Origin of the sequence: Nocardiopsis alkaliphila YIM 80379, from assembly GCF_000341005.1 — a bacterium.
Taxonomy (GTDB): Bacteria; Actinomycetota; Actinomycetes; order Streptosporangiales; family Streptosporangiaceae; genus Nocardiopsis; species Nocardiopsis alkaliphila.
This window is the reverse complement of the sequence record NZ_ANBD01000136.1, coordinates 40,930-54,381: the sequence shown is the minus strand read 5'-3', so window position 1 is coordinate 54,381 and position 13,452 is coordinate 40,930. Positions and strand designations below refer to the sequence as shown.

9 protein-coding genes and 1 pseudogene are annotated in these 13,452 nt (G+C 67.2%); 6 read left to right on the top strand and 4 right to left on the bottom strand.

Features of this window, described 5'->3' with window-relative positions:
- Nucleotides 1-4: 4 nt before the first annotated feature.
- Nucleotides 5-301, bottom strand: a complete 297-nt coding sequence (locus D472_RS0119280; protein WP_017606106.1) for a hypothetical protein — start codon at nucleotides 299-301, stop codon at nucleotides 5-7.
- Between the two features lie 343 nt (nucleotides 302-644).
- Here D472_RS0119280 and D472_RS26895 point away from each other — a divergent pair.
- Nucleotides 645-1,546: pseudogene (locus D472_RS26895) on the top strand (carbohydrate ABC transporter permease).
- Nucleotides 1,547-1,624: 78 nt separating this feature from the next.
- Here D472_RS26895 and D472_RS0119270 read toward each other — a convergent pair.
- Nucleotides 1,625-3,205, bottom strand: coding sequence for a long-chain-fatty-acid--CoA ligase (locus D472_RS0119270; RefSeq protein ID WP_017606105.1), 1,581 nt, complete (start codon nucleotides 3,203-3,205; stop codon nucleotides 1,625-1,627).
- A gap of 256 nt (nucleotides 3,206-3,461) precedes the next feature.
- On the opposite strand from D472_RS0119270, the gene leuS reads away from it, so the two are divergent.
- The 3 genes from leuS to D472_RS0119255 all read left to right on the top strand — a co-directional run bounded on the left by leuS (nucleotide 3,462) and on the right by D472_RS0119255 (nucleotide 7,317).
- Complete coding sequence (leuS, locus tag D472_RS0119265; RefSeq protein WP_017606104.1) at nucleotides 3,462-5,957, top strand: leucine--tRNA ligase; 2,496 nt, start codon at nucleotides 3,462-3,464, stop codon at nucleotides 5,955-5,957.
- Nucleotides 5,958-6,040: 83 nt separating this feature from the next.
- Entirely contained in the window at nucleotides 6,041-6,664 is a 624-nt protein-coding gene (locus tag D472_RS0119260) for a hypothetical protein (protein WP_051046035.1), read from the top strand.
- Nucleotides 6,661-7,317 carry a hypothetical protein gene (locus D472_RS0119255; protein ID WP_017606102.1) on the top strand — a complete coding sequence of 219 codons (657 nt, stop codon included), beginning with the start codon at nucleotides 6,661-6,663 and terminating at the stop codon, nucleotides 7,315-7,317. The genes D472_RS0119260 and D472_RS0119255 overlap by 4 nt, the downstream gene beginning before the upstream one ends.
- Before the next feature lie 109 nt (nucleotides 7,318-7,426).
- Here D472_RS0119255 and D472_RS0119250 read toward each other — a convergent pair whose 3' ends face one another.
- Both D472_RS0119250 and lexA read right to left on the bottom strand, forming a co-directional pair.
- A complete protein-coding gene (locus tag D472_RS0119250; RefSeq protein ID WP_051046034.1) occupies nucleotides 7,427-8,527 on the bottom strand; it encodes an alpha/beta hydrolase family protein in 1,101 nt (366 codons plus the stop codon).
- 70 nt (nucleotides 8,528-8,597) lie between these two features.
- The gene (gene lexA, locus D472_RS0119245) at nucleotides 8,598-9,329 is read right to left on the bottom strand and encodes a transcriptional repressor LexA (protein WP_017606100.1); all 732 of its coding nucleotides are present in this window, start codon (nucleotides 9,327-9,329) and stop codon (nucleotides 8,598-8,600) included.
- A 617-nt stretch (nucleotides 9,330-9,946) separates the two neighbouring features.
- On the opposite strand from lexA, the gene nrdR reads away from it, so the two are divergent.
- Both nrdR and D472_RS0119235 read left to right on the top strand, forming a co-directional pair.
- Nucleotides 9,947-10,447 (top strand): transcriptional regulator NrdR, encoded by a 501-nt coding sequence (gene nrdR / locus D472_RS0119240; RefSeq protein WP_017606099.1) that lies wholly within the window; start codon nucleotides 9,947-9,949, stop codon nucleotides 10,445-10,447.
- A gap of 100 nt (nucleotides 10,448-10,547) precedes the next feature.
- Entirely contained in the window at nucleotides 10,548-13,343 is a 2,796-nt protein-coding gene (locus D472_RS0119235) for a vitamin B12-dependent ribonucleotide reductase (protein ID WP_017606098.1), read from the top strand.
- Nucleotides 13,344-13,452: the final 109 nt, after the last annotated feature.

Genomic DNA, 13,452 nt, shown 5'->3' with positions numbered 1-13,452 from the left:
CCGATCAACCCAGACCGGCCACCAGTCGCTCCCGTACCACGCGCCAATCCACCGACGCCAGGGGACGCCGGTCCAGGTCTTCGCGCACCGCGGCCATGGTACGCAGACCCTCCTCGCACAGAGGGCTGCCGTCGTCGTTGTCCCGGTTGATCAGACCATCGACGTATCGGTGCAGCCGTCGTCCACTGGGATCTTCACGGGCGTGCCTGGCGGCACTCTTCCGGAACCGGGCGTCATGAGGGATCCAGGCGGCGATCACCTCGGTGGGAGTGAGCGAGGAAGGGGCGTTCACACGGCTCACCTCACCTTTTTCCGTACGGCCTGCCCCGTGGGGAACGAAGGGGATTCTAGGGCATGTCCTGCGGACACATACCCTGCCGTGCGGCGTCTCGGTGGTACCGCCATCACGTTCTCATCGGTCCAGGACCGAACCCGGATCGGCCCTGGCCGTGTGACCCCGGCGAACTCGCCAGAGGTGCCCGGTAGGGGCACTTTGATCTTCGGCCCCGTGCCGCCGGCACCCCCGGAACGGCCGCTCGCGACGGATGGCGTCCACGGAACACGCCTTGGAACCTGCTTCCAGGCGTCCGACCCGTCCGGAGCGGGCGCCCGCCGGTTTTGCCCCCGTCCTCGAAGGAGGGCCGATGGTCACCTCTAGTCCCCGAACCACCGATGACACCTCCGCCGCGCCCGGGGACGAGGTCCTTTGGCAGGCTCGGGTACGGGCGGCCCGCAGACGCGGCGACACCCTGAGGGCGGGTCGCGTTCTGGGCAAGGCGGCGGGTGTGAGCGCCTTGCTGTTCTTCACCCTGTTCCCCGTCTACTTCATGTTGGTCAGTGCCTTCTCCGAGCGGGCGACCTCCGGAACCGGCGCGTTGCTGCCCACCTCCTTCACCCTGGAGAACTTCAGGTACGTCCTGGTCGAGGGAAACTTCCTGCTGTACCTGCGCAACTCGTTGACGGTCGCCGCGATCACCGTGGCCATCGCCTGCGTACTCGCGATGCTGGCCGCGGTGGCGGTGGGCCGCTTTCGCTTTCGGTTCCGCACGGCCGTGCTCGTCATGGTGCTCATCGTGCAGATGGTGCCGTTGGAGGCGCTGGTCATCCCGTTGTTCATCCAGGTACGCGACCTCCAGATGCTCAACACCGTGTTGGNNNCCCCCTGCCACTGGCGATATGGATGATGCGCGGCTTCGTCGCGGCGGTCCCCAAGGAGGTGGAGGAGGCCGCCTACATCGATGGCGCCTCTTGGCCGCAGATGTTCTGGAAGGTGCTGTTCCCACTGGTCGCACCGGGACTGGTGGCCACGGCGATCTTCTCCTTCATCGTGGCCTGGAACGAGTTCGTGCTGGCGATGACGTTCATGACACAGAGCGAGAACTACACGGTGGCGGTGGGGTTGCGCCAGTTCTTCGGTCAGTACGCCAACGACTGGGGGCACGTCATGGCCGCCTCCACGATCATCACCATCCCGGTGATGGTGTTCTTCGTCCTCGTGCAGCGTTGGCTGGTCGCGGGGCTGGTGCAAGGGGCCGTCAAGGGCTGAGCCCTCGAAGACGGACGGACACGAAAGAGGGGCCGCCCCGGCACGAGTCCGGGGACGGCCCCTCTCGGCCCTTACGACTCAGCCTTCGCGCAGTTCGCGCTTGAGGATCTTGCCGGTGGAGGTCATCGGCAACTCGGGGCGGAACTCGATCTGGCGCGGGTACTTGTAGGCGGCCATCCGCTCCTGGGCGAACGCGGTCAGCTCTTCCTTGGTGACCTCGGCACCCTCCTTGAGGATCACGAACGCCTTGATCTCCTCACCGTGGGTGTCGTGGGGAACACCCACCACGGCGGCCAGGCTGACCGCTTCGTGGGTCATCAGGACCTCTTCGACCTCACGCGGGTAGACGTTGTAACCACCACGGATGATCATGTCCTTGGAACGGTCGATGATGAAGTAGAACCCGTCATCGTCGCGGCGGGCGATGTCCCCGGTGCGGAACCAACCGTCCTTGAGCACCTCGGCGTTGACCTCGGGACGGTTGTGGTAGCCCTTCATGACCAGGTGGCCGCGGATGGCGATCTCACCGACCGGGTCCTCCTCGCCCTCCTTGACGACCTCGTTCCACTCGGGGTCGATCAGCTTCATCTCCACACCCCAGACCGGGCGACCGATGGAGCCGGTCTTGGCCCCGGTGTTGGGGTTGTTGAACGAGGCGACCGGTGAGGTCTCGGACAGGCCATAGCCCTCCTTGATGCCCACCCCGAAGGACTTGGTGAAGTCCTCGGCGAGCTGGGCGGGCAAGGCCGAGCCACCGGAGACGGCGTCGACGATGTTGTCGGTGATCGCTTCCAGGTCGTACTTGCCCGGTGCGGCGGCCTGGGCGGCGTTCAGCAGGCCCCAGTACATGGTGGGCACGCCCGCGAAGCCGGTGACGCCTTCCTTTTGCATGAGGGTCAGAGCCTGGTCGGCGTCGAAACGTGGTAGCAGGACCATGGTGCCGTGCCGGTACAGGACGGCGTTGAGCATGACCGTCTGTCCGAAGATGTGGAACAGCGGCAGCGCGACCAAGGAGACGTCCCGACCCTCCGGGTGCGGGTTGACCATGCTGGAGGCGACCACCGCGTTCATCATCAGGTTGGTGTGGCTCAGTTCGGCGCCCTTGGGGCGGCCGGTGGTGCCGCTGGTGTAGATGATGACGGCGGTGTCGTCACCGTTGCGCTGCACGGTCTCGAAGGTGCCCGGCCGGCCGTTCAGGGCCGCCCAGATGGTCTCGGCGCCCTCGATGGTGGACTCCGTGGCGCCCGCCTCGGCGGGCATGTCCACGAAGACCTCACAGGTGTCCACCTGGTTGAAGGCCTCGAAGGAGCGTTCCCCCAGGGGAAGCTCGGGTGAACCGGTGAAGGAGAAGAGCGCCTTGGCCCCGGAGTCCTCCAGGTGGTAGGCGATCTCCCGCGGGGTCAGGAGCACGTTGAGGGGGACCACCACGGCGCCGGCCTTGAGAGCACCGAAGTACACGAAGGGGAAGTAGGGCAGGTTGGGACTGGCGAGCGCCACCCGGTCGCCCGGCTCGATCCCCCGGGCCACGAGCAGGTTCGCGACCTGGTTGGCGATCATGTCGGTGATCGCGTAGTTCAGGCGCGTGTCACCGAAGACCAGACACTCCTTCTCGGGAACGGACCGAGCGCCGTCTTCAAGAAGCGTGGACAAGTTGAACATGGGGCCTCCCGCGGCAAGCTGATCCGGACAGGTAGCACGAAACCAGGCGTGACCTGGGTCTCGTGCTCTGTGCCACTTTGACGGAAGAGTAACAAACCGGACGGTCGGTGTGGAGGGTCGAGAGGTCTCGAATTCGCCCAGGCGGCGCCGATCCCCCCTCGGACGAAGGAGGGAGCCCTGGAAGCGGTCTTTTCCCGGGTGCGGCAAGCGCTAACCTGAAAACGACATACCCAGAACCGGCTAAGGATTTTCAGCGATGACAGCGGTAGACGGCGACCAGACGACGGGCGACACCTACGACGCCCGCGCCCTCCAGGACAAGTGGCAGGCGCGCTGGGCCGCCGAACTCCCGTTCCAGGCGAGCGAGGACCCGGCGGATGACCGGCCCCGTTCCTTCATCGTGGACATGTTCGCCTACCCCTCCGGTGACCTGCACATGGGTCACGCCGAGGCCTACGCCATCGGTGACGTCATCGGTCGCTACCGCCTCCAGCGCGGTGACAACGTCCTGCACCCGGTCGGCTGGGACTCCTTCGGCCTGCCCGCCGAGAACGCGGCGATCAAGAACAACTCCCACCCGGAGAAGTGGACCTACGCCAACATCGAGACGCAGGCCGCCTCGATGGCCCGCTACGGCGTGGCCGTGGACTGGTCCCGGCGCATCCACACCAGCGACCCCGAGTACTACAAGTGGAACCAGTGGCTGTTCACCCGGTTCTTCGACCGTGGACTGGCCTACCGCAAGGACGGCCTGGTCAACTGGTGTCCCCAGGACCAGACCGTGCTCGCCAACGAACAGGTCGTTCAGGGCAAGTGCGAGCGTTGCGGCTCCGACGTCGAGCGTCGTGCCCTGAATCAGTGGTACTTCAAGATCACCGATTACGCCCAGCGCCTGTTGGACGACATGGACCAGCTCGACGACGGCCGCTGGCCGGAGGAGATCCTGGCCATGCAGCGTAACTGGATCGGCCGCTCCACCGGTGCCGACGTGCACTTCGAGATCGAGGGCCGGGACGAGCCGGTCACCGTCTACACCCCCCGGCCCGACACCCTGTACGGAGCCACCTTCTTCGTGGTGGCCGCCGACGCCGACCTGGCCGAGGAACTGTGCGCGCCCGAGCAGCGTGAGGCCTTCGAGACCTACCGCTCCGACGTGTCCAAGCTCTCCGACATCGAGCGCCAGACCACCGAGCGACCCAAGACCGGTGTGTTCCTGGGTCGCTACGCCATCAACCCGGTCAACGGCGAGCGCATGCCCGTCTGGGCCGCCGACTACGTCTTGGCCGGGTACGGCCACGGTGCCATCATGGCCGTCCCCGCCCACGACCAGCGCGACCTGGACTTCGCCCTGGCCTTCGACCTGCCCGTGCGGGTCGTGGTCGAGACCGGTGAACCCGACCCGGCCGAGACCGGCGTGGCCACCGCCGGTGAAGGCACCCTGCGCGACTCCGGCCCGCTGGACGGACTGTCCAAGACCGAGGCCATCGAGCGCATCATCGAGGTCTTGGCCGAACGCGGTACCGGCCAGGCCACCGTCAACTTCCGCCTGCGCGACTGGCTGCTGTCCCGCCAGCGCTACTGGGGCACTCCGATCCCGATCATCCACTGCCCCTCCTGCGGCGAGGTCCCCGTCCCCGACGAACAGCTTCCGGTCACCCTGCCCGAGCTGAAGGGCGCCGAACTAGCGCCCAAAGGCATCTCCCCGCTGGCCGCCGCCAAGGACTGGGTCAACGTGGACTGCCCCTCGTGCGGTGGGCCCGCCGAGCGCGACACCGACACCATGGACACCTTCGTGGACTCGTCCTGGTATCCGTGGCGCTACTGCTCTCCGCAGCTGGACACCGCTCCCTTCGACACCGAGGCGGTCAACGAGTGGGGCCCCGTCGACCACTACATCGGCGGTAAGGAACACGCCACCCTGCACCTGCTGTACGCGCGGTTCTTCACCAAGGTCCTGCACGACATGGGCATGCTGAACTTCACCGAACCCTTCGCCCGTTTGACCAACCAGGGTCAGGTCATCAACCAGGGTCGGGCCATGTCCAAGTCGCTGGGCAACGGTGTGGACCTGGGCAAGGAGATCGACGCCTACGGTGTGGACGCGGTGCGCCTGACCATGCTGTTCGCCTCCCCGCCGGAGGAGGACGTCGACTGGGCCGACGTCTCGCCCACCGCCGCGCTGAAGTTCCTCAACCGCGCCTACCGGGTCATGCACGAGGCCGGCGCCGCGACCAAGCCCGGCGTGGACTTCACCAAGGGCGATATCGAACTGCGTCGCGCCACCCACCGCGCCATCGACCAGATCACCGCACTGATCGAGGACAAACGCTTCAACGTGGCCATCGCCCGTTGCATGGAACTGGTCTCGGCCGCCCGCAAGGCCATCGACTCCGGTCCTGGCGCCGCCGACCCGGCCGTGCGCGAGGCCGCCGAGGTCGTGGCCATCTCCCTGTCCCTGTTCGCGCCCTACGTGGCCGAGGAAGGCTGGGAGAAGCTGGGGCACACCGGTAGCGTCGCCGTCGGCAACTGGCGCGAGGCCGACCCCGAACTGTTGGTCCAAGAGTCGGTCACCTGTGTCGTTCAGGTGCAGAGCAAGGTCCGAGACAAGCTGTCCGTGGCGCCCGACATCGACCCCGCCGAACTGGAGCGTCTGGCCTTGGCCTCGGAGAAGGCACAGAGCTTCATCGGTGACAAGACGGTCCGCAAGGTGGTCGTGCGCGCGCCCAAGCTGGTCAACATCGTCGTCGGCTGACACACCTGAGGGGCGGTGGTCGTGACCGTGGCCACCGCCCCCTCACGGTCGTGCCGACGACACCTACTAGGAGGCGGTGCCGGGTGGGCCCTGCGAAGGGTGAGAAGGCCGAGCCCCGACCGTGGGCGCGAGTGGCGACCATCGTGGCGGGAACGGTGGTGGTCTCGGCCGCGGCCATCGCTGGAGGCCTGTGGATCGCCGGTGAGGACCCCGAAACACCCAACGAAGAGGACACCCACAGCGCGGCGCCCTCCTGCGAGGCGATCCCCGAGGACGCACTGGCCGAGGCCCTGCCCGGCGCCGCCTTGGAGAGCGTCGAGCACGGCCCCCTCCAAGGCGGGGAGAGCAGCGTGTGCGTGTGGACCACGGCCGGAGCGATCGACGTCGATCAGGGCGCCTTGAGAGTGGACATGTCCGCCCACTTCACCAACGAGTCCATTGAATCCGGCATCACCGGTCAGGAGGCCGCCACGCGGGCGTACGACGCCCTGACACCGGTACGGGGTGAACCCGTGGACCTGGCCGGAGGCGCCCGGGCCCAGGTCTGGCGTGGACAACTCCCCGGTACCGCCGAACTCGCCTTTCACACCGCGAACCTGCTGGTCCGGGTCTCCTACACCGCCGAGGCCGACGGCGACCCGGTCCCCTTCGACACCGCGCGGGAGACCGTCGTGGATTTCGCCTCCCACTTGGAGGAGGATCTGTGAGCAGCGCCTACGAGACCGACCCCGGGGCGCCACCACCGCAGAGCCGTGTGCCGGCGATGGTGCTACTGATCTCACTGGCCCTGCTCGGTATCGCCATCCTCGCGTGGCTGCTCTGGTACCTCTTCGACGAGAGGGCCGAACACGGTGCCTACGAGGCCGCACCCGAATGTGAGATCGGTGAGACCGATGTGCTCGCCGAACTGGTGCCCGGTTACGAGAAGGAGGTCGAGGAGACCGTCGGCACCGTCCAAGACTCCTTTGGAACCGGATGGCAGTGTCGTTGGAGCACTCCCGAGGTCGAAGGTTCCTCCGTCCCCGCCGCCGCTACCCTCCTGCTCGTGGCCGCCCCGGTCGAGGGTGGCGAGGAGAACGCGGCCCAGACCCTGGAGTCCACCGCCTCGGGCAACGACGCCGACAGGGTCGACGACCTGGGCGAGGAGGCCCTGGCCTGGATCGAACCGGGCGCTTTCGAGGTCGGCTGCACCGGGGTGCGGGTCTCCAACCTGTACCTGGAATCCTGCTACACCGCAGCCACCGACTACGATGCCCTGAACTCGATCGAGGGCGTCGAAGCCGTGGCCGAGGCCGAGCGCCTGGCCCGAGCGATCGTGGCGGAACTTCCTGAGGGCATCGAAGAGCACCAGAGCGACTGAACCCGACCGAGTCCGCCAGCCGTGTCCGTATCTGTGCCGCCTCCGCCTCGGCGCCGTGTCCGTATCTGTGCTGCCTCCGCCTCGGCGCCGTGTCCGTACCGGCGAAGGCTCACCAGAGTCCGTCGACGAAGTCCTCCACGGCCGGTGCCACGTCGGGGGAGAAGGCTCGGTCGGCGTCGAGGGCGGCCGCGCCAGGGGAGTCGTCGTATTCACGAAGCACGTGGTCGGTCCCGGCGAGGTCCACCCGATCGGCGTCCTCCAGAGCGTCCATGAGTCGATCGATCTCCTCGCGAGCGATCTGGGCGTCCTCCTCACCCCACAGCACCAGTACCGAGGTGTCGGAGGGGAGGTCACGTGCGAGCTCGGCGGGATCGAAGGCGTCGATCCAGGCGAGGAACTCCTGGTTCTGAGGGCTGAACAAGCCGGTCGAATCGCTTCCGGTCAGCTCACGTCCCGAACGGACCGCGGCGCGGGCCATCCGGGTGTCGGAGAGTATCCGCACGGCGTCGGCCTCACCGATCGCTCCCTGGGCCTCGGCGGTGCGTACCTGTTCGGAGAGTTGGCGATCGATGACGTCGAGCATGCGTGTTCCCGGTGGGGCGGCCAGGACCAGGGCGGGCTCGGCGTCGGAGAGGACCTCGTGCGCGCGCAGGGCGAACAGGGCACCTTCACTGTGCCCCACGATGAGGGTCCGTTCGGGGTCCACCTCGGGCTGGGTGATCAGTTCGGTGTAGGCGGCCGCCATCTGGGCGTCGAAGACTTCGGGATCGATCGACGCCTCCGTGTCCTCCACGACCTCCACCGCGGCCTCGTCCCAAGTGTCCGGGTCGCCGCTGCCGAGCTTGTCGTAGCGAAGGGAGGCGACCCCCGCGGCGCTCAGGACCCGGGACAGGTTGAGGTTGGTGTCGGCTTCGGGCCGTCCGGGATTGTTGCCGTCTCGGTCGGTGGGGCCGCTGCCGGAGACGATGAGCGCTCCGGGCACGCCGTCATGACCGCCGGTCTCAGGGCCGGTGAAGGTGCCCTGGACGGTGAACCCACCGCCCTCGAAGCTCACCTGGCGTTCGTCACCCTTGACCCCGGGCGGTTCGGGCCCCTCGTCCGTGGGGGTGCAGGAGGTCGCGAACAGGGCCACGGTGGCGACCACCGAGACCAAGAGACCACGGTGGTGTGCATGGGCGGAGAGGACGGGTGCGTGGGCAGCTGTGGACACGCCTCTCAGCGTATCGGCTGCCCCACGGCCCCCGTCCTGGCCGCCCCGCTCTCTCCAGGTGCCGCACCGCTCAGACGCGGCGCATGACGGCGACGACCTTGCCCACGATGGTGGCGTCGTCGCCATCGATGGGTTCGTAGGCGTCGTTACGCGGCATCAGGCGCACGTGCCCGTCGTCCTCCTTGCGCAGCACCTTGACCGTGGCCTCGTCGTCCAGCATGGCCGCGACGATGTCGCCGTTCTCCGCGGTGGGCTGTTGACGGACCACCACCAGGTCACCGTCGGTGATGGCGGCGTCGGTCATGGAGTCGCCGACCACGGTGAGCATGAACAGGCGACCCTCACCGACCAACTGACGGGGTAGCGCCAGGACGTCCTCGATCGATTCCTCGGCCAGGATCGGGCCGCCGGCGGCGATCCGGCCGACCAACGGAACCGAGGCGGCGCGGGTGGCGTCGGCGGTCAGCTCCTCGTAGGTGAGGGTCTGGGTGTGGTCGCGGCCGGGGGTGCGCAGTTCGACGGCGCGCGGCCGGTTCTGGTCGCGGTGCAGGTAACCCTTGCGCTGAAGCACCTTGAGTTGGTGCGCGACGCTGGAAGGGCTGGAAAGGCCGACCGTTTCCCCGATCTCCCGAATGGAGGGCGGGAAACCGCGCTCGCGTACGTAACGCTGGATGCAGTTGAGAACGCTCTGTTGACGGGCGGTCAGTTTGGGGGCTTCGGGCGTGACACCGTCCGTGTCGTCCACGGGCGAAAGAACGGTGGTGTTTCCGGAGTCGATGACTCCGGGGCTGTCCTGCGGCACGGCCGGGCCTCCTCGGCGTTCGGTTCGGTCAGAGCCTGTTCGGGTGGCCGGTGCCGGCCCTGCCGACCCGGTGGTCTGCGGGGTGGCGGGACCGACGTGAAATCGAGTTCAAGATTAGTCGTTGCGCACGGTGATATCAAACAAGCGTTCGACAGGTAGGCGGGGGCGGGCCCACTTATTCGGTGCCCCTTTCCCAGGGGCCCGGTTAAGTATGTACACCTGTTCCCTGCCCAGTGTCCTCCGAATGCCGAAAACGGCTTTCTCGATCACTTGACCGAGACCGAGTCCACCCTTGGAACCGGCGGAAGCGGGCAGCCGCCGAGGGGCCGGGATCACGGGACACGAATCACCCTTTCCGGGGTTGGTGGGAGGGGGCGGGTGGATCTTTCCGCCCGTATCCTTGAGGGCCGGCGCCCCGGTCTTCGAGCCCCACCCCCGCCGTGCCCTGCTTCTGTGGCCCACTCGTGGGACACACCCCCGGCAAGGTTGCGGCCTACGCTCACTAGGTCTAGGTTCGACCACAACATCTGGTGTTGCCAGCGTGGTCAATGCCCAGAAGTTGTGGCTCAGTGGGCCCAAGGGTTGTGGTCCGGGTAGAGGGAAGCAGGTGAATCAGGATGCACTGTCCGTTCTGCCGTCATCCGGATACCCGGGTGATCGACAGCAGGTCCACCGACGACGGTTCCGCGATTCGGCGCCGCCGCTCCTGCCCGGCCTGTGAACGCCGGTTCACCACTCAGGAGACCGTCCTGCTCATGGTCGCCAAGCGCTCCGGGGTCACCGAACCCTTCAGCCGGACCAAGATCATCGCCGGGGTGCGACGTGCCTGCCAGGGCCGGCCCGTCTCCGAGGACGCCCTCGCCAAACTCGGCCAACAGGTCGAGGAGGAGATCCGTAGCCGAGGCGTGGCCGAGGTGCCCGCGCACGAGATCGGACTGGCCATCTTGGGGCCGATGCGGGACTTGGACGAGGTCGCCTACCTGCACTTCGCCAGTGTCTACCGAGGCTTCGAGAGTCTGGCGGACTTCGAAGCGGAGATCGCCGACCTGCGTCGGGGCCGCCGGGAACCGGACGAGGGTTCCGAGCCGGCCGTAACCACCGCCGACACCACCTCGTAGCGGCCGGGGCGCTCGCCGAATCGCCCGGAACGGCCGCGACGGTATAGGACGACCACGCGGCCATGACAGGGCCGCGCACGAACGACACTCGGGGAGCGTCATGACGGAGATCAGTAGCGGTTCGACGGGACGTAAGGGGAAGAAGCCGCGCAAGGGGCTGAAGATGGGGCGGATCTTCACGACCGAAGGCACGCATCCCTACGACACCCTCGAATGGGAACGCCGCGACGTCGTCATGACCAACTGGCGCGACGGCAGCGTCAACTTCGAACAGCGTGGCGTGGAGTTCCCCACCACCTGGTCGATGAACGCCACCCAGATCGTGGCCGGCAAGTACTTCCGTGGCGCGGTCGGGACCCCCGAACGTGAGTGGAGCCTCAAGCAACTCATCGACCGGGTCGTCGGCGTCTACACCGAAACCGGGCGTGAGAACGGCTACTTCGCCTCCGACGAGGACGCCGAGATCTTCGACCACGAGCTCAAGTACGCCCTGTCCCACCAGTACTTCAGCTTCAACTCACCCGTGTGGTTCAACGTCGGGACCACTTCCTCCCAGCAGGTCTCAGCGTGTTTCATCCTCTCCGTGGACGACACCATGGAGTCGATCCTGGACTGGTACAAGGAGGAGGGGATCATCTTCAAGGGTGGTTCCGGCGCGGGGGTGAACCTGTCTCGCATCCGATCCTCCCAGGAGCTGCTCTCCTCCGGTGGTACCGCCTCCGGGCCCGTCTCCTTCATGCGCGGCGCCGACGCCTCGGCCGGAACCATCAAGTCCGGCGGCGCCACCCGCCGGGCCGCCAAGATGGTGGTGCTCGACGTCGACCACCCCGACATCGAGGAGTTCATCGACACCAAGGCCCGCGAGGAGCACAAGATCCGTGCCCTGCGCGACGCCGGGTTCGACGTGGACCTGGGCGGCGACGACATGTTCAGCGTCCAGTACCAGAACGCCAACAACTCCGTGCGAGTCTCCGACGCCTTCATGCGCGCCGTGGAGAGCGAGTCCGAGTTCGGCCTGACCTCCCGCACCACCGGTGAGGTCATCGCCACCGTCGACGCCAAGACCTTGTTCCACCGCATGGCCAAGGCCGCCTGGGAATGCGCCGACCCCGGTATCCAGTACGACGGCACCATCCAGGACTGGCACACCAACCCTGAGACCGGGCGGATCAGCGCGAGCAACCCCTGTTCCGAGTACCTGTCGCTGGACGATTCCTCCTGCAACCTCGCTTCGATCAACCTGTTGAAGTTCCTGCGTGAGGACGACACCTTCGAGGTGGAGAAGTTCACCCGGCTGACCGAGCTGGTCATCACGGCGATGGACATCTCCATCACCTTCGCCGACTTCCCCACCGAGAAGATCGGTGAGACCACCCGCGCCTATCGCCAGTTGGGCATCGGTTACGCCAACCTGGGTGCCCTGCTCATGGCCACCGGCCACGCCTACGACTCGGAGGGCGGCCGTGCGGTGGCCGGTGCCATCACCTCGCTGATGACCGGCGCCGCCTACCGGCGCAGCGCCGAACTCGCCGGCGTGGTGGGCGTCTACGACGGTTACAAGCGCAACGAACAGGCCCACAAGCGGGTCATGCGCAAGCACGCCGCCGCCAACGACGACCTGCGCACCGTGGGTACGTTGGAGGAGCCCATCCACGCCGCCGCCACCGCCGAGTGGGCCGAGTGCCTCAAGGTCGGCGAGCGCAACGGTTGGCGAAACGCCCAGGCCAGTCTGCTCGCTCCCACCGGAACCATCGGCTTCATGATGGACTGCGACACGACCGGGATCGAGCCGGACTTCTCGCTGGTCAAGTACAAGAAGCTGGTCGGCGGCGGCTCCATGCAGATCGTCAACCAGGCGATCCCGCGCGCCCTGAAGAACCTGGGCTACCAGGATGAGCAGAGCGAGGCCATCGTCGAGTACGTGGCCGAGAACGGTCACGTGGTGGACGCGCCCTCGCTGCGCCCCGAACACTACGAGGTGTTCGACTGCGCCATGGGCCGCCGCTACATCGAACCCATGGGGCACGTGCGCATGATGGCCGCGGTGCAGCCGTTCCTGTCCGGCGCCATCTCCAAGACGGTGAACGTGCCCGAGGAGGCCACGGTCGCCGACTTCGAGCACATCTACTACGAGGGCTGGCGCATGGGCCTCAAGGCCCTGGCCGTCTACCGTGACAACTGCAAGGTCGGCCAGCCGCTGTCCACCGGCAAGAGTGAGAAGAAGGAGGCACCGTCCCCCGAGGTCGTCGAGGTGGTCCGTCCGGTCCGTCGCCGACTGCCCAAGAAGCGACCCAGTGAGACCACCTCGTTCTCCGTGGGCGGTGCCGAGGGGTACATCACCGCGGGCTCCTACCCGGACGATGGTCTGGGTGAGGTCTTCATGAAGCTCGGCAAGCAGGGTTCCACCCTGGCCGGGGTCATGGACGCCTTCTCCATCGCGATCTCCATCGCCCTGCAGTACGGGGTTCCGTTGGAGACCTACGTGGAGAAGTTCACCAACATGCGCTTCGATCCGGCCGGTATGACCGACGACCCGGACATCCGCATGGCGCAATCGGTGGTGGACTACATCTTCCGCCGCTTGGCCCTGGACCACCTGCCCTACGAGGAGCGCGCCGCCCTGGGGGTGTTGTCGGCCTCCGAGCGTGAGGCCCGGCTCAACGGCGATGACCCGACCCAGGTCGCCGCCCAGGTGGAGTCCTACGCCCAGTCGGCCGCCCCGGCCGAGGCCCCGGCGGCCCGCGTCGAGGAGCCCACCGAGACGTCCGCCGCGCGCCCCGTTTCGGAGGGTTTCATGGCGGACGCTCCGCTGTGCATCACCTGCGGGACCAGGATGCGGCCCTCGGGCAGCTGCTACGCCTGTGAGGGTTGCGGCGCCACCAGCGGTTGTAGCTGATCCATCACGCGTCAGGGGGAGGCGGTTCGGCCGTCTCCCCCTTCGTGTTCCCCGGTCGCGGCCGCGTGGTCCATACCCGTGGTTGCCATGCGCGAACCCGGGGTGACCC